We start from the raw sequence: 20,713 nt of genomic DNA on the forward strand, positions 1-20,713 counted from the left end.
GATGAAAGGACACGGCAATGGCGCCGAACCCCACTGGCAAACTCGTCGCGAGCGACACCGGCCACGACCTCGTACTTACCCGACTGCTCAGTGCATCCCTCGCCGAGGCTTGGGCCGAGATCACCGACCCCGAACGCACCGCGAAGTGGTTCGGCGCGTGGGAGGGCGAGGCCGAGGTCGGCGCGACAATTCGCGTGCAGCTCGGCTTCGAGGAGGGCTCCGAGTGGGCCGAAATGCGGATTCTCGAGTGCGAGCGCCCGCGCCGCGTTCGCCTACTTTCGGTGGGCGAGGATGGCGGCTGGGACGTCGCCCTCGAGCTCGAGCCCGAGGATGTCACGACCGAGCTACGCTTCATCATGTGCGGCGTCGAGCTCGAGCAGCTCGGCGAGATCGGCCCGGGCTGGGAGTACTACCTCGACCAGCTCGTCGCGTCGAAAACAGGCGCTGCGCTCCCCGACTTCAACGACTACTACCCCGCGCAGCGCGAGTACTACGCCGACCTCGCGAGTGAGGCAGGCCAATGCGCCCGCGAGTGAGGCAGGTCAGCGCGACCGGCTAGACCGGCAGGCTGGACACGCAGCCTAGAACGGCGGCGGATCGAACTTTGGACCCGGCGGCTCGGGCTGGGTGGTCACGACCTTGCCGCCCGGGGTGATCCAGACGTAGTCCCCGTTGGGCAATTGCATGAGTTGCCACGGTTTCTCGTGTTTTTGCACGTGATGTCGTCGGCAAAGATGCCCAAGATTCGGCTGGCTGGTCGGCCCGCCGTGCTCGACCGCGATGGTGTGATCGATATCGCAGCGCTCGACGGGCCGGCGGCAGCCCGGGAAGCGGCAGTGCACGTCGCGGGCGCGCAGGAAACGCTTGAGCGAGGCATCGGGCATGCGGGTGTCGACGGTCACGACGTGCCCCGTGATGGGGTCGGTGAGGATGCGCAACAGGTGCGGAGCGTTGCGCGCCCAGTCGAGCGCGACGGGGCCGCTGATGGGCGACATGCCGTTGACGGTCGCGACGTCGCAATCGAGCTCGGGATTGTCGAGCAGCGACATGATGGGGATGACGATGCTCACGCTCGCGGTTACCCGCGGCTTGCCCTTGGCCTCGCCCTCGAGGATCTGCTGCGGCGTGGCGGTGATGAGGGTGTCGCAGAGAAGATCGGCGCGCTTTTGATCCATCGTGCGAGTGTCTTCGTAGACGTTGCCCTCGTGGAGATCGCCTTCGGCAGTGTCGCCCTCGCCTTCGGCAGCGTTGGCCCCGTCGTCGCCAGCGCTGCTGCTGAGCGCGCGGGCCTGTTGCGTGAGCAGGTCGTCGATGATCGTCGCTTCGACCGTCGGAAGGTAGGCCCAGAGCGTCGACATGCCCTGCTCGCCGTGCTCGATGACGACGCGGCGCTGCTCGCGCTCGAGCGCGTGGGCCTCCTCGAACTTCGCCGCGGTGAGCCTGGCGGCGCACTTGCTCGCGAAGCGATCGGTCTGCGGCGCCGTGTGGTCGCGGGCGTAGTCGAGCACCAGCTTCGAGTACTCGGCGAGCTGGTCTTCTTCAAGCGAGGTCGCGTGGCGCACGACCGCGCGGGTGTGGCCGTGGTCAATCTCGCCGGCGTTGAGTGCCTCCCAGAACTCCTCGAAGTCGCACATGACGCGATAGGCGTGATGGGCCTTGTTCATGAGTAGCTGGTCGGACGCGCGAATCTCGGCGCCAAACTCACCCATGGCCGAGCGGAGGTTCCACGTGAACTCCTGCGACGACGTCGGTGCCGACCGAAACGGAGCGCTCAGCGCGGTGCGTTGCTCGGCGACCGCATAAGCCATGGCGAGGATGCGAATGTCTTGGGCATCGAGGCGGGCCCGCTGGACGTGCGACGCAGAGTACGCGTCAAGGAGCAGCTGCATCGAGGCGTCGAGCTGTTCGGAGTTGTCGGGTGCGGACATGTCCATGCGGGTCACCTCCGGGATGCTAGTTGCTACATTAATTCTAGCTTAAAATGCGAGCAATGGGAACATAATTACGAGTTCTGTGGATAACTCTGAGGCGGCCAAATCTGCACCTCGCTGCCTCAAAAACATCCTGCCTCGAGCCTCCGACATAGTTCGACGCATCCCAGTCGAGCAGCGAAACCACCCGATCGTGGCGCCTAAACTTGCGGGGGAGGTGCGATGAACGAGCGAGCACGGGCGTCACTGCTGGCGAGGTACCTGGTCTTCGCAGTCGGCGTCGTGATCATGTCGTTCGGCGTCGCGCTGTCGGTGCGCGCGAGCCTCGGCACCGCGCCGATCTCGACGCTGCCGACCGTGCTCTCGTTCACCGGTATCGGCACCGTGGGCAGCCTCACAATCATCATGAACGCCGTGTTCATCGTGCTGCAGATCGCGCTGCTGCGACGCCGCTATCGCTGGATTCAGCTGCTCCAGTTGCCTGCCGCGATGCTCTTCGGCGTCGCGATCGACGGCTGGCTCTGGGTGTTCCGCGAGCTCGCTCCCGCCGAGTACTGGCAGCAGGCGCTACTCACGATCGTCGGTACGATCGTGCTCTCAATCGGCGTCTGGATCGAAGTCACACCGCGCGTGCTCATGGTGCCCGGCGAGGGGCTCGTGCAGGCAATCGCCGACGTGAGCCACCGCCGCTTCGGCAACATCAAGGTGGCCTTCGACGTCACGCTCGTCACTCTCGCTACCGTCGTCTCGCTGTTCCTGTTCCACGGACTCGTCGGCGTGCGCGAGGGCACGGTCTTCGGCGCGCTCACGGTCGGCAACTTCGTCAAGCTCTGGCAGCGACTCTTCCCCGGACTCGGCCGCTGGGTCACGCCGCACGCGCCCGAGCATCCCGAGCATCCCGCCGACCCAGAGCCCGAGCCCGAGCCCGAGCCCGAGCATCCCGCGACGTAACAAACGCGCGCTGACCCTGTTCAGCGCGCCGACCCGGTGTTACTTTCAACGTCAGCACCGCCACAGCCCTGGTTCCTCGCGGTCGCGACCGAAGCCCCGAATCAAGGACCTCCCCGTGACCAACCTCGCCAGCGCGCCCGCGCGCGAAACCCACGCACCGCATCCGAACCGCCGTGCCCGCAAGGCCGCGCTCGCCGGCTTTCTCGGCAGCGCCCTCGAGTACTACGACTTCTTCATCTATACGACCGCCGCGTCGCTGGTGTTCAGCCACGTCTTCTTCACTTCCGACAACCCCACGGTGGCGCTGATCCAGTCGTTCGCCGTGCTCGGGGTTGGCTACGTGTTCCGGCCGCTCGGCGCGTTCCTCTTCGGGCACCTCGGCGACCGCATCGGGCGCCGCAACACGCTCGTCGCGACGCTCGCGCTCATGGGAATCGCGACCTTCAGCATCGGCCTGCTGCCGACGTATGAGCAGGCGGGTATCTGGGCGCCGATCCTGCTCACGCTGCTGCGGATTCTGCAGGGCATCTCGGCTGGCGGCGAGACCGCGGGCGCCTCGTCGCTCTCGATCGAGGAGTCGCCCGTCGGCCGACGCGCCTTCTTTTCGAGCTTTACCGCCACCGGTGTGAGCGCCGGCATGGTGCTCTCAACCGCCGCGTTCATTCCGATTCAGGCGATGGATGCGTCGGCGCGGGATGCGTGGGGCTGGCGAATTCCGTTCCTCGCGTCGATGCTGGTGCTCATCGTTGCGTACCTCGTGCGCCGCACTCTCGACGAGTCGAGCGAGTTCGCGCAGCAGCGCGAGGAGCGATCGTTCCGCTCGACCGGCCGCGTGCCGTTCTTGCTCATGATTCGCACGCACCCGGTCGCGTTCGTGTCGGTCGCGCTCATGAGCGTGCAGATACTCATCTACACCTACCTGCAGGGCTTCGGCATCGCGTTCGCGACGCAGATCGGCACCGTCGCGCCCACGACGATTCTCTGGGCGCTCGCGGTGGGCAACCTCATCGCGATCGGCACGCAACCCTGGCTCGCGCTGCTCGCCGACCGCATCGGCCGAAAACCCGTCGCGATGACGGGTCAGGCGTTGTCGGGCGTGCTCGTGTTCCCCTTTTTCTACTCACTGTCGGTCGGCAACGTGCCGCTCATCTTCATCACGACCGGCCTCATCGTTGGCCTGAGTTATGCGGCCGCCAACAGCCTGTTCACGAGCTGGTTCGGCGAGCAGTTCCACGTGCGCGTGCGTTACTCGGGCCTCGCCGTCGCCCTGCAGGCTGGCGCGCTCATCGCTGGCTTCTCGCCGACGATCGGCACGGCCCTCGTGAACGGAGACGGCAGCCGCTGGATGCTCGCCGCCGCCGTGGCGGCCATCGGCGCCGGCCTCGCGCTCGTCGGCTCGCTGCTCGCGCGCGAGACCTACCGCACGCCGCTCGCCGAGCTCGGCAACCCCGTCACGCACTAGCGCGGGGCACATAAACTCAACGGCATGCCAGCCACACCGCGAGTCGCGACCTCGGAAGTGACCCGGGCGGCGCGTCGGCGACGCAGTTGGCTCGCCCTCGCGATCGCGTTCGCCTTTGTCGGCGCGCTGATGGCGCAGTTCGGGGCGGCGCGCGTGAACTCGCAGCCGGATGCGCCGATCACCTTCATCGTCGAGGGCGAGCTGCCGTACGGCATCACGCAGGAGTCGGTCGACGCGGTCGCGCAGACGCACGGCGCCCTGAGCCGCGAGCCATTCACGATAGAGATCGTCGACCGCCCGCTCGAATGGATCGAGCATCAGCACGGCGAGTTACCCGAGGGCGTCGACGTGCTGTTCTCGGTCTATATCGACCCCACTGACGTTGACCTCTCGCTTCCGAGCCGCAACTCCGTCGCGATTGCCGACGCCGAGTCCACGGACATCGGCTACTCGGACGCGACGAGCATCCGAGAAACTTTTCTCAACAACCTCACGATGGGGCACGGCCCGAGCGCCGTCGTCGGCGCCGCGCTCACGGCCGCGAGCAACTTCGATGACGGCGGCAACCGCAATCCGCTGCTCTGGGGGTCGCTCGCGGCGCTGCCGCTGTTGGCCTCTTGTGGGCTGTTCTCGGCCTACGCCCGGGAAGCGCGCGAGCACCGGGCCCGGCGACGTCGTTTTGACCGCGCCCGCCTGCAGCTCGCGCGCGTGGTGCTCGAGCTCGAGACGCTCGAGGTGCAGTTTTCGGCGGCGTATGCGGAGCTCGCGAGCGTGCAGGGCAAGCGCGAAACGCGGCAGGCCGAAGCGGCACGCAAGAAGCTGCGACGCGACTGGAAAGCGGTGCGCGACGAAAGCCTCGAGCTCGCCCGGATCGAGCAGGCGCTCGAACGCGATCTCGTGAACCCCGCCGCACCCACGCACTCGAGCGTGCCGAAGGAACCCGCCGATCTCGACCAGTTCGAGCGTGACGTGGCCGCACTGAACAGTCTCGCCGATTCGCTGGCCGCCGCCTCTTCAGTGCGAGTCGGCCATGCGAACTCGGGGGCCGCCCTCGCGAGCCTTGCCCTGCCCACGATTCAGGCGAGCGGCGAGGTGCTGCGGCAACGCGAGTACCTGCGCGATCGCGATGTCGCACGGCTCGAGTCGCAGCGCGCGGCCCTACTGGCACTCGTGCGCGAAGCCGAACGAGTAGCGGGCGACGACCCCAGCCCGGAGGCGGTGCGCGAGCAGGCCGAACTGCTGCACCAATGGAACGACATCGAGACGCGCATGACCGCGACGCTGGGCCACCTCACCCGAGCGCCGCAGGGTGAGCGCGAGCGGATGGCGCGCGAGCGGGCGGCCCAGCGCATCCGGGCCGCGAGCGGCGGCGAGAGCGATTCGCAGTCGAAGCTCCGGTCGGCGCTTGGGCTCGGGGAAGCCGAGGGTGCGGGGCCGCTGCTGGCCGCCGAGCGCGTGCTCGTGTCGCTTGAGGGCAGCCGAGGAAAGGCGCCCCAGACCGCCAAGCGTTCGTTCGCGTGGTTCGGTGCCGTCACCATCTTCGGGCCGGTCGTGGTCGCCCTCGCCGTCGGCGGGGTGGCGGCCGGAGTGCAGGCCTCGCAGCACCCCGGGTACGGTCAACGACTCGAAGGCGACCGGCAGCTCGCGAGCCTGCAGATCTACGGCGACGTCGAACTGCTGCCCGAATATGAGATCGAGTCGACGGTGTCGAACGCCACCACGAACCGCACCGCCCTGACGCTCGACAATGTGCGCACGTGGATGAACGCCATGCTGCGGAATAGTGACGACCTCGCGCTGCTGCCGAGCGACATCGATCTGACGGTGGCGGTGCTGCCGGCCGCCGACTACTTCCCCGACATGAAATGGACGGAGGAGGCCGACTCGGGCTACGACCGATACGTCATCGACTACGCCGACCTGCTGGCGGCGTACCCAGAGATGTTTGCCGACATCGGCGCCGACTACCCCGACGTTTTCGACCCGGACACGGGCGAGGTCCGTGTGGGTCAGGTCGTGTTGCCGATCTGGGTGTTTGAGGGCGAGCAGTACACGATTGGCCTGCCGCTGACCGGCGAAATCAGCACCGGCGTGGACAGCCGCCTCGGCGCCTACTTCTTCACCGCGACCGAGCTGCGGCCGATCCGGCCGGCCGACAACGACTACCCGACCGGCATCGACGCTGCGGTCGCCAGCCAACTGCTCGAGCTTGGCCGCACTCTCGAGTACAACCACCTCGAAACCGTGGATGAGGACGCGGGCGGGGTGTTCTGGGCGCTTTCTCTCGCTGTCTGGTCGGCGCTCCAGTTGCTGCTCGTGCTCGGCGGCGCGGTGGTGGAGGCGGTACGCAACGCCCGCGGGAGTCTGGCAGCGCGCCGGGCGCTCGCGGACATCCGGGGCGATCTCGAACGGCTCGCGCTCGGCCTCGACCTGTCGGAGCTCGACATGGTGGCCGTGCTCGGCGCCGGCACGGGCGAGCGCGGGGATGCGGCGCAGGCCGAGCAGCGCCTATTCGAGATGTCGCTCATGACCGCGTGGCGCCAGGCGCGCGCGCTCGAGAGCTTGCCTCGGTCGATGCAGCGCGGGCCCGAGTGGCAGGCGCAGGTTGCTGGGCTGCGGCAGCTCGTGACGACGCTCTCGGAGCGCGACGCGGATGTGTCGGAGCGGGCCCTCGAGGCGATACGCGCGGGGGAGTAGCTCGCCTCGCGTGGTTAGTCGGCGATGAGCCGCTTGCCCATCGAGATCACGTCGTCGACGCCGTAACCGAGGTGCTCGTAGAACTTCAGCACCTCGGCGTTGCTGCTGCGCACCTGCAGGCTCAGCTTGGGGCAGCCGACGCGCTCGAGCGCGACCTCGACGTGCTCGACGAGGCGGCGCCCGAGGCCGGTGCCACGCGCCGCCGGTGACACCGCGAGGTAGTTCATCCAGCCGCGATGGCCCTCGAAGCCGGCCATGACCGTGCCGAGAATCTCGCCCTCGCATTCGGCGACGACGAAGAGCTCGGGCTGCTGCGTGAGCTTGCGCTCGATGTCGCGGAAGGGGTCGTTCCAGGGTCGGGTGAGCCCCACCTCGCGCCAGAGCGCAACGACGGCCTCGGCGTCGGCGCGGGCGAACGGCCGAATCGAAGCGGTCACTTTGCCTCCTTCGCGGCGGCCTTCATTGCCTTCTTCGTCTCGCGCACGCGCTGCAGCGAGGTCTCGTCGACGACGTCGGCGATCGAGCGGAACGCGTCTTCGGGGCCGTAGTCGCCCGCAGCTTCGCGCCAGCCAGCTGCCTCGAGGCCGAACTGCTTGCCGAGCAGTGCGAGGAAGATCTTCGCCTTCTGCTCACCGAAGCCGGGCAGTGCCTTGAGCCGACGCAGCACCTCCGCGCCGGTGGGCGCGCCGCCGTCCTTGCCCGGCGTCGTCCAGATTGCGGCCGTGTCACCGTCGTAGTCGTCGACGATCGCGCGGGCGAGCGACTGCACGCGGGTGGCCATCGAGCCGGGGAAGCGATGTACGGCCGGCGTCAGTTTGAATGCCGCGAGCAGCGCATCCTCGTCGAGCGCCGCGAGCGCGCCCGGCGAGAACTCGTCGAGCCGCTCGACCAGCTTCTGGGGCCCGGCGAACGCGGTCTCCATCGGCACCTGCTGGTCGAGGAGCATGCCGACGAGCAGCGCGAAACGGTCGTGCGCGAGCAGTTCGTCGGCCTTGGGGTCGGTCGAGAGATACACCGTTGTCATGCGATCAGTCTGCCACTGCGCTGCTGCGCATCCTGGCCGAACCCACACGGATCCGTATCGTGCTTGCCCTGCGCGGGGCCCACGAGCTGTCGGTGAATGCCATCGCGGATGCGGTGGGCAAGAAGCCGTCATGTGTTTCGCAGCACCTCGCGAAGATGCGCATGGCGCGCATGGTGACGACCCGCCAGGTGGGCACCAGCGTGCTGTATCAACTCACGGATGAGCATGCTGCGGCACTTGTTGTCGAGGCAGTGAAGAGAGAATAACTGCATGTGGCTGTCAGTTACTCCACTGTCACGCACGAGTTCTAAAAGTTGCATTTGCGTTCGTGAAATTAAACTTAATAGGCCGTATGGTTGCGTTGTGGATCTGACATTGTTCCAAAACGAGCACATGGGTGCACTACTCCCCATCAAAGGGTCTGATGCCTTGTTGGGTGACTGGGCGCACAAGGCGTTTGTGCCAGCGCCGCTCCCCTCGCAGTCACCGAGTCTCCAGGGGAAGACGTTTCTCGCGGTCGCCGATGCTCGCGCCTCCCTCGCGGCACTCGACAGCACAGCGCGGCAGCTGCCCAATCCGCAGCTCCTGCGCTACCCAGCACTCCAACGCGAAGCCCAAAGTACGTCGGCGCTCGAGGGCACTTACGCACCATTGGAAGCGGTGCTCACCGCCGACGAGGAGCGCCCACGTACGCCCGAACTCATGGAAGTCCTCAACTATGTACTGATGGCGAACAGCGGCTTTCATGAAGTCACACAGGGGCGACCAATATCGGTCAGTTTCTTAAGCTCGATGCAGGGCATCCTGATGCAAGGCACGCCGCTTGCCGAAGAGTCAGGGCGAGTTCGTCAGAGGCAGGTCGTGATTGGACGTCGGGCGGATGCGCCGATCGGTGGTTTCCCTGTGCATGCAGCGAGGTTCGTTCCATCACCGCCGGGGCTCTCTCTTGAAGCGAGTCTCCGGGACTTGGCCGATTGGATGCAGACAGATCACGCTGGTGAAATCGACCCGGTTGTTGTTGCTGCGATGGCGCATTATCAGTTTGAGACACTGCACCCCTTCCGTGACGGAAACGGTCGACTTGGCAGGTTCTTGATTGTGTTGCAGCTTTTACATGCTGGCGTGCTTACCGAACCGACACTGACAGTTTCGCCATGGTTTGAGGCGCGACGTGCCGAGTATTACGACCGTTTGCTCGCAGTGAGCACCGACGGTGATTGGGATGGGTTCATAGCTTTCTTCGCGCGCGGCCTCCAGGCGGCTGCCGACCAGACACTGCGCCAAATGAACGAGCTTGTGCAGGTGCAATCCGAGCTCAAGGACCAGATCCGTGCCTCGAGTATCCGGGCCGACTCAGCGCATGCCTTAGTCGATTTTGCTGTCGCGAACCCGTCGTTCACGGCAAAGCGGGCCACTGATGCACTCAACTTGTCATATCAACGAGTAAACAAGCTCATCGGACAACTCATCGAAATTGGCGTACTGGAGCAGATGCCTGAGCAATCGTACGGACGACGGTTCTTCGCCCCTCGAGTCATGGCGGCCCTGACGCGGGGTACGTAACCTGGAATACCCGCGCGGCGAATGCGTTTGCATCAACATGGCAACCAAGATCGGCTTTCTCTCGTTCGGGCACTGGATGGACGTGCCCGGCTCGCAGGTGCGCACCGCAAGCGACGTCCTGCACCAGGCAATCGACCTCGCGGTCGGCGCGGAGGAGGTCGGCATCGACGGCGCGTACTTCCGCGTGCACCACTTCGCGCAGCAGCACTCGGCGCCGTTCCCGCTGCTCAGCGCGATCGGCGCGCGCACGTCGAAGATCGAACTCGGCACGGGCGTCATCGACATGCGCTACCGCATATCGTGGTTGCAACGCCCGTTCACGTAAGCTTGGTTGCATGGTCGAACTGGTAGCGCTGAGGAAGACGAACGAGGTGGCCGCGTACGTCCGCGCCTCCATGGACCGCAAGGGCGACCGCTGGACGGTCGATACGCAGCTGAGGAAGATCAGGGCGCTGGCCGAGGCCAAGGACTGGAACGTCGTCGAGGTCTACGAGGACAACGCGGTGTCGGCGACGAAGAAGCGCCGCGCTGGCACCCGGTGGGCCGAGATGCTGGACGACGCCCGCGCGGGCCGGTTCTCGATGGTGGTCGCCGTGGACATGGACCGGCTCCTGCGCAGCACGAAGGACCTGAACACGCTGATCGACCTCGGTCTGCGCGTCGTCACCGTGGACGGCGAGATCGATCTCTCGACGGCGGACGGCGAGTTCCGGGCGACGATGCTCGCCGCTCTCGCCCGGTTCGAGGCGCGTCGCAAGGCCGAGCGACAGATCAGGTCGAACGAGCGCCGACGTGCCGAGGGCATCCCCACGTCCGCCTGGAAGGCGTTCGGATGGTCGAGGGAGGGTGAGCTGATCGAGGAAGAGGCCGACGCGGTTCGGCGGGCCTTCGACGCGTTCCTCGGCGAGCCGTCGCTGTCGATCCGGCGCATCCGCGAGGACCTGAACAGCGCTGGTCACCTCACCGCCCGCGGCTCGGAATTCTCCGTCGATGCCGTGCGCTACCTGCTCGCGAACCCGCTTTACTGTGGCTACATCAAGCACTACGCATCCGGCGAGCTGTACCCGGTGCAGGGCGAGGCGTTCCCGCCCATCGTCAGCGAGCAGACGTGGCGGACCGCGGTGGCGAAGCTGGAGGACAACGTGCGGAGGTCGGCCAGGCAGGGCAACCAGCCGAAATACCTCCTGTCGACGATCGGGCTGTGCGGGAAGTGCGGTGCGACGCTCGTCTCGGGGACGAACAGCCGCAAGCAGCCGACGTATCGCTGCGGCGAGCAGTTCCACCTCACCCGCCAACGCGAGCCCGTCGATGCGATGGTCACCGAGGCAGTGCTCACCCGCCTGTCGTCGGTGGACGTGCACGACCTCGTGATGCCGCAGGAGGACGACGGGCCGGACCGCGAGGAGCTGCTGACCGAGCGGAACGCCCTGGTCGAGCGCGTAAAGGAGCTGAGCCCGCTGCTGCGCGACATCCATCAGCCGGTCCTGGAGATCACCGCGGCGATCACCGACGTGAAGGTCCGCATCGACGAGATCGACGCGGAGCTGCTCGACCGCTCGGTATCCGTGGCGGCGAAGCTGCTGGCAGACGTGGAGGAGGCGGTCGGCACCGCGGAGCGTCGCGAGGTTGTCGAGTCGAAGTGGAAGGCGTTGGACATAGACCGCCGCCGGATGCTCGTGGACGAGCTGGTGACTGTGACCATCGAGCCCATCGCGCCCGGTCACGTGAAGTTCGACCCCGACCTCATTCGCATAGAGCCGCGTCGCGACTGACTCATGAGTCAACTCGTCATTGCAATGGTGAGTCGACTCGTGGGAGAGTGGTTGCAGACAAGAAGATCCCACCGGGGCCGCGACTTAGAAGCGCGGGGTTCTGCTCCCGGATGAGTAGCCGGTCAAACAGCCCAACTACCGTGGCGGGGAACCGGAAGATACTCATATCTGAGGACTTCCGATGTCTGTCGTTATCGACGTTCCCCGCGCATCCGCGCTTGACTGCCCTGCTCTCGATCAGGACTCGTCTCCCGTTCCGCATGCTGATGGGCTCGATCCCGTCATCGCCGCCGCCCGCGCCGCCGGTCGCCGAGCCGGTGAGCGCCTGGCACTCACTCCGCTGACGCCGCGACAGCGCGCCGCCGTCGCCGCCGTGATGGGCGGTGGTCGCTGATGAGCGCGAACTCCGCCGCCTTCGATCACCTGACCAGCTTCCGCTGGCGACAGGGCGACCCGTCCCTCGCCGATGGCGAGGCCCAGCTCTACGACCTCGGCGTGCTCCGCTCCGTGCTGGAGGAGGCCGTCGAGATCGCCGTCGCCGACGCCCGCGCCGACGGGGTGACCTGGGCCAGGATCGGCGACGCCCTCGGCGTCACGCATCCGGCTGTCATCAAGCGCTACGGCCGGGGCGGTGGTCGCTGATGCACGCCGACGCACGCAACCTCAGCACCGCACCCGCCGACCTGACCCCGCCCGGAGGGCCTGGCCTGGCACCCGCCGAAGGCGGGCTGCCCATCGCCGTGATGACGGTCCGCAGCCGTGCTTCGCACTCCAAGAGTTTCGGGGGCCTCATTCGTTCCTACGGGCGCGGCAAGGGCTTGTCGATTGCCGCGCCTTGCAACAACGCGCCTGGTCAGAAGCCGATTCCGTCTTCGCTGCGTCGCGTCGCCTCGCGGGTTCATTTGAGGTCTCATTTGGGGGTCAATACGGGGTCATTTAGGCGCCGCACCCCCTCTGCGGCCCTCCACGCCGCCTGCGACGGGGGTGGTCGCCGTGGCTAAGCAGGAGAACAACCCGACGAGCATCGGGCTCACGCAGTACCTCGATCCGTCGTACTGGACCTGGGCTGCCGAGGACCCGAACGGGGCCGCGCTGCTCGAGCAGGGAGCCGGGGCGATCCTCGCCTACGTCGCGCAGCGGCTCGAGGCCATCGGCTGCGAGGTCATCGAGGCCTACGGAATCGTGCACGACAAGGATGAGCGCGAGGTCTGGAGCGACACGGAGAAGGCTCTGGTGGTCGAGCCGAAGCCCGATCACCTGCACGCGGTCATCAAGTTCGCCAGCCGTGCGAAGAGCGCGCCGCTGGATCGGCTCGCGTTCGGCATCGGCGTCGAGCCCAGTACGTCGAGAAGCCGGGCCGCGGTCGGTACGCCTTCGACAACATGCTGTCGTACCTGACTCACGTGAAGTATGCGGACAAGCATCAGTACGCGCCGTCGGAGGTCGCCACGGTGCGCGGGCCGGACTACCTCGGGATCGACGCCCAGCGCCGGGAGACCTGGCTCAAGGGGCGCGCCCACGTGAAGAAGAAGGTCGTCGCGGAGAACTTCGAGGACATGCGGGAGCGGGTGCTGCAGGGCGAAATCACGCGGGATCAGATCATGCTCACGGACGAACTGTTCGACATCTACTCGCGGCATCAGCGGGAGATCGACGACGCGCTGTCGGCCTACGGCCAGCGCCGCGCGTACCGGGCGGCCGCGAAGCTGCGCGCCGGTGCCTTCTCGACGCACGTGGTGTTCGTCCACGGGGATGCCGGGATCGGCAAGACTCGGTTCGCAACGGATTTCATCACCGAGGCGATTAGCGCGGCCAATGCACATGGCGAGCGGTGGCAGGTCTACCGTGCCGCGACGGGGAACCCATTGGATGACTGGCGGGGCGAGGAGGTGCTGCTGCTGGACGATCTGCGGGCCTCGGCGATGGACGCGAACGATTGGCTGCTGCTGCTCGATCCGTATAACGCCTCGCCTGCGAAGGCTCGGTACAAGAACAAGGGCGAGGTGGCTCCGCGCCTCATCGTGATTACGGCGACGATCGAGCCGGTCGAGTTCTTCTACTACGCCCGCCAGAAGGGCAACGTGGACGAGGCGCTGGACCAGTTCATCCGCCGCCTGGCGTCGGTCGTGAAGGTCTACCGCGCCGACGACATCAACCGCTACCTCGTGCAGCACATCGGGAAGATCGAGCCCTACGAGTGGCACCAGTGCAGCATCCCGACCGCCGCGCACACGCCCGGCATGTACGGCAACGCGTACCACCAGAACGCCGGGTCGCGGGAACTGACGTACGGTCCGGAGACCTCGGCGGAACACGACGCGGACGGTGCGGTCGCGGAGCTGCTCAGCGGGCTCGCGGTGCGAAGTCCGGACGTGCCGCTGGCGCTGATCGAAGGTGCCGCATGAGCACCGATCAGCATTCGCTCTTCCAGGGGGTCGAGGGGGCCGGAGGCCCCTCGCAAGCAGGGCTGGAGGACACGAGCGTCAGCGATGTGTCCGACAGGCCTACTGCTTGCCACTCTGGCGTACAGGTGGAGCAGCAGACCGACTCCCAGGTGAACACCGGTCGGGCTGATGCGGAGGCTGTGCGTCAGAGTCACGGCGGCGCGAAGCGTCGTCGTGGGGGCCGCGCGAAGCTCGATACCGACTTCGGGGAGGAGACGCTCGCGGCGCTTCGCACTCGTGCGAAGCGGCTCGGGCTGGCTCCGAGCACGTGGGTACGGACCGTCGTACGCGATGCCCTCCACGCCTCCCGCTCGGAGGAGTTGGACGCCGCCGTGGCGGCGCACCTGCTCGGGGTCGAGGCGCGTGTGCAGGCGTCGGCGGACGCTCGTGAGCTGGCTGCCCAGGTGCGCCCGCTGGCGATCAACGTCAACGACTTGGATCGCCGCGCGCGCGCCGGTGAGGCGGTGGCGCTGTCGTCGGAGGTGCCCGAGCTGATCGAGCTGCTGCGCGAGGTCCGCGCCTTGCTCGGGGATCGGACGGCCGCATGAGCACCACCCACTACAGCCCGAGCACCAGCGCCGCCGACACCGAGCGCTATATCCGCGGGAAGGAGGACGAGCGGGGCGTCGCGATCACGTGCGAAGTGCCGGGAGGCCCTGGCGCATTCTCGGCGCGCGCACGGGCGCTCACGCAGAACACCACGCGCGAGGTCGAGGCGCTGCATTACCGGCAGTCTTTCAGCGACGAGGAGTTCGACCCGAAGAACCCGGAGCACGTGCAGCGGGTGAACGATCTCGGCTATCAGCTCGCGAAGAGGATGCACCCCGACTCGGACTGCCTCGTGGTCAGTCACGTGGATGGCCGGGGCAGAAAGCCGCATAACCACATCTTGGTCATCAATCACAGCAACCGGACCGGAAAGGCGCTCTCGGACTACCGGACGTTCCACGATCGCAAGGCCGGGAACCAGCGGGGCGTGCAGTCGGCGAACGACGAGCTGATGCGAGAGCACGGGCTCTCGGTCGTGAAGCGGCTGGAGCACGCGCCGAAGGACTGGGAGCTGCGCCGCGAGGACTTCGCGGAGGGCGGGCTCGACCGCGAGATGGGTGACCGGATGAGCGCCGCACTGGCCGACCCCCGCGTGGTGGACAAGGCCGGTCTCGAAGCGGTGATCGAGGAGCAGAACCAGCAGCTCGACGACGCCGGGGAACGTGTGCCGAGGATGCGGCTGCACAGCCCCGTCAGCAAGAAGGGCAAGCGCGCCGGGCAGGAGACCTGGACGCTCTACATCGAGGACCGCCGCGGCGAGTCCGGCCGCGCCGATCGCCGCAAACGCGCGAGCGCGCTCTCGGCGGACTTCACCCCGGAGGGCGCGCAGGCGTTCTTCGACTACCACCAGCAGCAGAAGGAGCAGGAACATGAGCGCAGCGCTCGACAGGCTGAAGCAGCAGAACGGGCCCGTGCAGTCGCCGCAGCCGCTCGGCAGTCCGGAGACGATGGAGCTGTTGACCTCGATCCTCGCCGCCGTCGAGGCGCAGAATACGAGGATTGCCACGCTGACCGAGCAGCAGAAGAAGCTCGCGGGGTTCGTGAAGGTCATGGACGAGGAGACGACGAGGCGGCTGGAGCGGATCACGACCCCGGCGTCGACCTCCTCGCCCTCCAGCGACGTGTCCGCGAGGATCGCGAGTATCGAGAGCAGGCAGAACGAGATCGCGAGCACGCTCGGCGAGTTCGCGCAGAGTCTCAACGGCGAGAGCTTGAACGCCGCGTCGCGAACCTTGGTCGCGGAGGCGCAGAAGAATCGCGCGGCTACGGCCTCGGCGATTGAGGGTCTGAAGGTGCAGGCCACAACGAACCAGAAGCTTGTGAGCCAGGTCGGCGGCGCGGTGCAGCGGATCGAGAAGCGTACTGAGGAGCGGGTCGAGAAGGCCGTCGAGCAGGTCGCCGGGGAGGCCTCGGCCACGATGACCGCGAACCTCGACGCCTCGAACGAGCGCGCCGAGCGGATGATGGCGGCGACGGCGAAGCTCGAAGCGCGTCAGCTCTGGTCGGCCGCCGCTGCGATGTGCCTCGCCCTGCTGCCGGTGGTCGTGGTCGTCGCCGGGCTCTGGATGGGCATCGCCGGTCTCATCACGGGCGCTCAGTGGGCGCTCGACGTGGACGGGCGCATCTGGCTCGGCATCGGGCGCTGGCTCGTGGTCTCCGTGGGTCTCGCCGGGGCCGGCTACGGGCTCTTCGCGTCCGTCCGCTCGGCCGCCGGTCTCGTGGAGACGTGGAAGGGTCGCGGGGTGCCGAAGTGGCCGAGGTGGCGATGATGGCTGGATCCGCTCGAGCTACCGGTTCCGATCAGCGGTCGAAGGATTTTCGCAGCAGCCGGTCCTGCGGCCTCGGTGCCGCCGCCCTAACCTGACGAGCATCCCCGCCGTGACGGCCATCACGACGGCGATCCCGGCACCGATGATCCAGGGGTTACCGAGGAGCCCACCGACGCCCGCGAGTGCTCCGCCCGCCGCGATGAGCGGCAGGCCGCAACAGAGCAGCAACGGAAGCGCGCAGCATGCCAGCAAGAGCAGTCCGGTCCCTGCAGCGACGACGGGACCGGCGCGCCGTTCGTCGCGGTCCTGATCGGCGCTCGTCGTCTGCACCTCTTCAGGATGAGATCTCCCCGATTGCCTGCGCTGCCGGTCATGCGCAGCACGACAGCAGCGACGGGTCGGTGGTGAAGGCCTTCGCGGCGATCCGGATGCCCTCGGCCATCGTCAGGTAGGGAGCCCAGGCGTCGGCGATCTCGGCGACGGTCTTGCCGAGCACGTGGACACCGGCGGCGGCGAGCTCTCCGGCGTCCTTGGCGACGGCGGTCAGGCCGAGGATCTCGTTCGTGTCGGCGTTCACGACGATCTTGATGAACCCGCGGGTGTCGCGGTTGACCAGCGCGCGGGGCACGTGGTGCAGCGGCAGGACGCGGCAATCGCAGCGGATCCCCGCAGCAAGCACTTCCTTCTCGGTCATCCCGACCGCTCCGATCGCGGGCCCGGTGAACGTCACCCGCGGCAGGCGGGAATAGTCGACGGCACGATCGGCGTCGGCGAACGCGTTCTCGGCGACGAGGGTGCCGTGGTGGGCGGCGACGTAGACGAACTCGGGGTGCCCGGTCACGTCGCCCGCGGCCCAGATCCGCGGGTTCGAGGACCGCAGCCGGTCGGAGACGACCACCTCGCCGGAGTCCCCGGTCTTCACCCCGACCGCATCGAGGTTCAGGCCATCGGTGACGGGACGGCGTCCGAGGGCGACGAGCACCTGCTCGGCGCGGAACTCCTGCGAGTCGCCGGACACGTCGGCGGTCACGACGGCCTCGCCTCCCGTGCCGCGGGAGACCCGGGTGGGCACCACGCGGCGGACGACGCGGATGCCTTCGTCGGCGAACGCCTCCTGAAGCGCCTTGGACACCTCCGGCTCCTCCTTCGAGGCGAGCCGGGACCGCACCAGCAGCGTGACCTGCGAGCCGAGGCGAGCGAACAGCTGCGCCTGCTCCAGGGCGACGTAGCCGCCGCCGAGCACCAGCAACGACTCAGGAACCTCAGCGAGTTCCATTGCCGTGGTCGAGGTCAGGTACCCGGTCTCCTCCAGGCCGTCGATCGGCGGAGCCCACGGGCGAGAACCAGTCGCGACCAGGAAGTGGTCGGCCTCGATGGTCTCGACCGTCCCGTCGCCGGCGATGATCTCCAGTACCGGGGCGTCTGGGCCGCCGGCGAACGATGCATCGCCGCGGCGGACCTGCCAGCCGTAGGAGTCGGCGACGTCGGCGTACTTCTCGCCGCGCAGCGACTCGACCAGCGCCTGCTTCCCGGCGATCAGCGCAGGCATGTCCACTGTCTCAGCCGTCGCCGCGATCCCCGGGAACCGGCCTGAAGCGTCGGCGGCGACGTGACGGGTGTCGGCAGCGGCGATGAGGGCCTTCGACGGCACGCAGCCGGTGTTCACGCAGGTGCCGCCGAGCGTCCCGCGCTCGATCATCACCACCGACTTGCCGAGCGTGGTCGCACGGATGGCGGCGGCGAATGCTCCGCCTCCGGATCCGATGATGGCGAGGTCGTACTTGGTAGGCATCGCTGCTCCTGTCAGTCCTTGGCTTTCTGCTCTGTCTCAGCCATACTGGACCTTCCAGTGCAGGGGAAGGTCAAGCCTGCTCCTGCCGAACGATCGGAGGCCGCGATGCGCATCGGAGAACTCGCCGAACGCGCGGGCACCACGGCGAAGACGCTCCGCTTCTACGAGGGGCAGGGGCTGCTTCCGCCGGCCGAGCGCACGCAGTCCGGCTATCGCGACTACGCACCCGAGACGGTCGCCCGGATCGACTTCGTCCACCGCGGCCAGGCCGCGGGCCTCACCCTCGCCCAGATCCGCCAGATCCTCGACATCCGCGACGGCGGCCATGCGCCCTGCGAGCACGTGCGCGACCTGCTTGACGTGCGCCTCGCTGAGATCGAGCAGCAGATCGCGCAGCTCTCCGTGCTGCGCGACACTATCGCGGACCTCAGACAGGACGCCGCGCACCCGGACCCTGAAACGTGCAGCACCGATCAAGTGTGTAGGTACTTGTAGACGACGGTAGCCAATGACTCCAACGCTACAACCCCGATATGCGCTACGAGAACCCGCTCTACATGGCCGAGGACGCGGCGGTCGCCGACCTCATCGCCGACGGTCGCCTGCAGCTCGGCGTGAGCCGCGGCTCACCCGAGCCGGTCATCGCGGGCTACCGCGCGTTCGGGCACATCCCCGACGACGGCGACACCGACGGTGCCGACATGGCCCGTCACGCCACTGACATCTTCCTGCGCGCCATCGATGGCGCCGGCGTCGCGAACCCCGACCCGCGCCGCTCGCACTCGGTCGACGCGCAGCCGGTCATGCCGCAGTCGCCGGGCCTGCGCGACCGCATCTGGTGGGGTGCTGGCTCGCGCAAGACGGCCGTCTGGGCCGCCGAGCAGGGCGTCAACCTCATGTCCTCCACCCTGCTCACCGAAGACACCGGGGCCGAGATGGGGGATGCGCAGGCCGAGCAGATTCGCCAGTTCCGCGAGGCCTGGCGCGAGGCCGGGCACGCCCGCACCCCGCGCGTGAGCGTGTCGCGCAGCATCATCCCGATCATCGACGACGAGTCACGCCGCTACTTCGGTGTACGCGCGCAGGCTGAGTCGGTCGACCAGGTCGGCTACATCGACGTCGGCGAGATCGCGCGCTTCGGCCGCAGTTACATCGGCGAGCCGGATGCGCTGGTCGAGCAGCTGCGCCAGGACGCGGCGGTGCAAGAAGCTGACACGGTGCTCGTCACAGTGCCGAACGCACTCGGCGTCGACTTCAACCTGCGCCAGCTCGACGTCATCTCGCGTGAAATTCGCCCGGCGCTCGGCTAGCGACGGCATCCAGGCTGAGCACTCGCCCGGGCGCGAGGGCGCACGGATGGGCGTAGTCGCCGACATCGACTACGCCCATCCGTGAAATAACGTTGCTAAGCGCTTCTGACCTCTCGCTCGATGACGCGGTCGAGTGTCTCGAGCAAGAAGTCGCTGTTCTCTGCGCTGAACGGCATTGGCGGACGAATCTTCAGAGCCGCTGCCGCTGGGCCCGAAGCACTAATCAAAATGCCTTCATCGCGCATTGCGTTCACCACTCGTGCAGCGAGAGCTGGATCGGCGGTGCACGTTTCGTCGTTCGCGCCGAATTCCATCGCAAGAAACAGGCCGCGGCCCCGGACATCGATCACGGGCTCGTACCGAGAAGCGATGTCCTTCAAGCCTTCAAGAAGCTTGTCGCCAATCTGCGAGGCGTGTTCGACGAGTCCGTCTTCCTCAATGACATCGAGCACCGCTGATGCGGCGGCGATACTCACGGGGTTTCCGCCGAAGGTGTTGAAGTAACGTACCCGCGAACCGAACGCTTCTTGTACCGATTCGCTGCCGACGACGGCAGAGATCGGGAGTCCGTTCCCCATGGGCTTACCGAGCACGACGAGGTCGGGGGTGATCCCATGATGCTGGAATCCCCACCATGTTCCCGTACGCCCGAAGCCGGGCTGAACTTCGTCAGCGATGTACAGCCCACCAGCTCGGTGCACGGCCGCAACCACGTCGGCGAGAAATCCGCTGGGGGAAGTCTGCACTCCATCGCTCGAGAAGATGGAGTCGAGAATCACTGCCGCGACCCCCGCGCCGCTCTCTTCGAGCGTCAGAATTGCCTTCTCCACTGACTCCACCAAACGGGTCGCGACCTGGTCGGCAGGCGTACGCGCAGTGTCAATTGACGGAATCGTGACGACGTGCTCGCCGAGCGGATTGTTTGGTCCGAGCGAGGGAGAAATCCCTGCCGCCGCAACGGTCGTGCCGTGATACGCATGCTCGGAAATGATCAGGCCTTGTTTGCCGGTTTGCGAGCGAGCCGTGCGGATCGCGAGATCAATCGCTTCGCTTCCCGTGCAGGCGTAGGTCACACGATTGAGCTCAGCAGGAAACTTCGCGAGAAGCCGTTCGGAATAGCGAATGATTGGCTCGGTGAGGTAGCGAGTGTGGGTGTTGAGCTTCGAAAGCTGCGCGGTTACCGCCGCAGTTACAGCGGGGTGACTGTGGCCGATTGCCGGGACGTTGTTATACGCATCCAGGTAGTCGCGCCCGTCAACTCCATGGATCCATACCCCTCTGGCGCTCTCTGCGGCGATTGGTTCCCGGTAGAAGAGCCGGTACGACGGGCCGAGGACGCTGTCGCGCCGGTGCAGAAGTGCTGCCGCAGCCGGATCCAACGTGCCACCATCCGCGGGGTCGAACCCGTTTGCCATATGGATTCCGGAGGTGCTTGAAGGATTTGCCATT

General features: G+C 67.0%; 17 protein-coding genes and 4 pseudogenes. 16 read left to right on the top strand and 5 right to left on the bottom strand.

Translation table 11 applies throughout. The features are described 5' to 3' along the window. Nucleotides 1-17 precede the first annotated feature (17 nt). Nucleotides 18-536: an SRPBCC domain-containing protein gene (locus EJL01_RS05415; protein WP_125106596.1), complete on the top strand. Its 519-nt coding sequence runs from the start codon at nt 18-20 to the stop codon at nt 534-536. A gap of 45 nt (nt 537-581) precedes the next feature. Here EJL01_RS05415 and EJL01_RS05420 read toward each other — a convergent pair whose 3' ends face one another. After that, nucleotides 582-1,934, bottom strand: coding sequence for an HNH endonuclease signature motif containing protein (locus EJL01_RS05420; protein ID WP_125106597.1), 1,353 nt, complete (start codon nt 1,932-1,934; stop codon nt 582-584). Between the two features lie 219 nt (nt 1,935-2,153). Between EJL01_RS05420 and EJL01_RS05425 the strand changes: the two genes are divergently transcribed. From EJL01_RS05425 to EJL01_RS05435, 3 genes are all read left to right on the top strand, one after another. Then, nucleotides 2,154-2,882 carry a YczE/YyaS/YitT family protein gene (locus EJL01_RS05425; protein WP_206427677.1) on the top strand — a complete coding sequence of 243 codons (729 nt, stop codon included), beginning with the start codon at nt 2,154-2,156 and terminating at the stop codon, nt 2,880-2,882. 115 nt (nt 2,883-2,997) lie between these two features. Beyond that, nucleotides 2,998-4,344, top strand: coding sequence for an MFS transporter (locus EJL01_RS05430; protein ID WP_125106598.1), 1,347 nt, complete (start codon nt 2,998-3,000; stop codon nt 4,342-4,344). Between the two features lie 24 nt (nt 4,345-4,368). Then, nucleotides 4,369-7,041 (top strand): coiled-coil domain-containing protein, encoded by a 2,673-nt coding sequence (locus EJL01_RS05435; RefSeq protein ID WP_125106599.1) that lies wholly within the window; start codon nt 4,369-4,371, stop codon nt 7,039-7,041. A 14-nt stretch (nt 7,042-7,055) separates the two neighbouring features. On the opposite strand, the gene EJL01_RS05440 is transcribed toward EJL01_RS05435, so the two are convergent. Both EJL01_RS05440 and EJL01_RS05445 read right to left on the bottom strand, forming a co-directional pair. Next, nucleotides 7,056-7,478 carry a GNAT family acetyltransferase gene (locus EJL01_RS05440; RefSeq protein WP_125106600.1) on the bottom strand — a complete coding sequence of 141 codons (423 nt, stop codon included), beginning with the start codon at nt 7,476-7,478 and terminating at the stop codon, nt 7,056-7,058. Continuing rightward, nucleotides 7,475-8,065, bottom strand: a complete 591-nt coding sequence (locus EJL01_RS05445; RefSeq protein WP_125106601.1) for an HhH-GPD-type base excision DNA repair protein — start codon at nt 8,063-8,065, stop codon at nt 7,475-7,477. The genes EJL01_RS05440 and EJL01_RS05445 overlap by 4 nt, the downstream gene beginning before the upstream one ends. Between EJL01_RS05445 and EJL01_RS05450 the strand changes: the two genes are divergently transcribed. The 10 genes and pseudogenes from EJL01_RS05450 to EJL01_RS13410 all read left to right on the top strand — a co-directional run bounded on the left by EJL01_RS05450 (nt 8,059) and on the right by EJL01_RS13410 (nt 16,162). Then, nucleotides 8,059-8,331 (top strand): ArsR/SmtB family transcription factor, encoded by a 273-nt coding sequence (locus EJL01_RS05450; protein ID WP_125106602.1) that lies wholly within the window; start codon nt 8,059-8,061, stop codon nt 8,329-8,331. The two genes, EJL01_RS05445 and EJL01_RS05450, sit on opposite strands and share 7 nt — an antisense overlap. A gap of 97 nt (nt 8,332-8,428) precedes the next feature. Then, nucleotides 8,429-9,628 carry a Fic family protein gene (locus tag EJL01_RS05455; RefSeq protein WP_193128515.1) on the top strand — a complete coding sequence of 400 codons (1,200 nt, stop codon included), beginning with the start codon at nt 8,429-8,431 and terminating at the stop codon, nt 9,626-9,628. A 37-nt stretch (nt 9,629-9,665) separates the two neighbouring features. Further along, a pseudogene (locus tag EJL01_RS05460) lies at nt 9,666-9,920 on the top strand (LLM class flavin-dependent oxidoreductase); the annotation flags it as partial. 43 nt (nt 9,921-9,963) lie between these two features. Then, nucleotides 9,964-11,400 carry a recombinase family protein gene (locus EJL01_RS05465; RefSeq protein WP_125106603.1) on the top strand — a complete coding sequence of 479 codons (1,437 nt, stop codon included), beginning with the start codon at nt 9,964-9,966 and terminating at the stop codon, nt 11,398-11,400. Between the two features lie 181 nt (nt 11,401-11,581). Beyond that, nucleotides 11,582-11,794: a hypothetical protein gene (locus EJL01_RS05470; RefSeq protein WP_006215449.1), complete on the top strand. Its 213-nt coding sequence runs from the start codon at nt 11,582-11,584 to the stop codon at nt 11,792-11,794. Further along, a complete protein-coding gene (locus EJL01_RS05475) occupies nt 11,794-12,042 on the top strand; it encodes a hypothetical protein (protein WP_125106604.1) in 249 nt (82 codons plus the stop codon). The genes EJL01_RS05470 and EJL01_RS05475 overlap by 1 nt, the downstream gene beginning before the upstream one ends. Nucleotides 12,043-12,384: 342 nt before the next feature. Then, nucleotides 12,385-13,805 (top strand): annotated as a pseudogene (locus tag EJL01_RS05485) (Rep family protein). Further along, a complete protein-coding gene (locus tag EJL01_RS05490) occupies nt 13,802-14,392 on the top strand; it encodes a hypothetical protein (RefSeq protein WP_006358982.1) in 591 nt (196 codons plus the stop codon). Before EJL01_RS05485 ends, EJL01_RS05490 begins: the two are co-directional and overlap by 4 nt. Beyond that, nucleotides 14,389-14,850: pseudogene (locus tag EJL01_RS13405) on the top strand (relaxase/mobilization nuclease domain-containing protein); the annotation flags it as partial. The gene EJL01_RS05490 and the pseudogene EJL01_RS13405, both read left to right, overlap by 4 nt. Before the next feature lie 412 nt (nt 14,851-15,262). After that, on the top strand, nt 15,263-16,162 hold the full coding sequence (locus tag EJL01_RS13410; RefSeq protein ID WP_040004151.1) for a hypothetical protein: 900 nt from the start codon (nt 15,263-15,265) through the stop codon (nt 16,160-16,162). Nucleotides 16,163-16,532: 370 nt separating this feature from the next. Here the strand turns inward: EJL01_RS13410 and merA are convergent, their stop codons facing one another. Continuing rightward, entirely contained in the window at nt 16,533-17,954 is a 1,422-nt protein-coding gene (merA, locus tag EJL01_RS05510; RefSeq protein WP_006215442.1) for a mercury(II) reductase, read from the bottom strand. A gap of 105 nt (nt 17,955-18,059) precedes the next feature. Between merA and EJL01_RS05515 the strand changes: the two genes are divergently transcribed. Together EJL01_RS05515 and EJL01_RS05520 are read left to right on the top strand one after the other, a co-directional pair. Beyond that, entirely contained in the window at nt 18,060-18,449 is a 390-nt protein-coding gene (locus EJL01_RS05515; RefSeq protein ID WP_006215441.1) for a heavy metal-responsive transcriptional regulator, read from the top strand. A 35-nt stretch (nt 18,450-18,484) separates the two neighbouring features. Continuing rightward, nucleotides 18,485-19,264, top strand: a pseudogene (locus tag EJL01_RS05520) (LLM class flavin-dependent oxidoreductase); the annotation flags it as partial. Nucleotides 19,265-19,359: 95 nt separating this feature from the next. On the opposite strand, the gene EJL01_RS05525 reads toward EJL01_RS05520, so the two are convergent. Beyond that, a complete protein-coding gene (locus EJL01_RS05525; RefSeq protein WP_241209113.1) occupies nt 19,360-20,712 on the bottom strand; it encodes an aspartate aminotransferase family protein in 1,353 nt (450 codons plus the stop codon). Nucleotide 20,713 lies beyond the last annotated feature (1 nt).

Source organism: Gulosibacter massiliensis (genome assembly GCF_900626105.1).
In the GTDB taxonomy this organism is placed as follows: Bacteria; Actinomycetota; Actinomycetes; order Actinomycetales; family Microbacteriaceae; genus Gulosibacter; species Gulosibacter sediminis.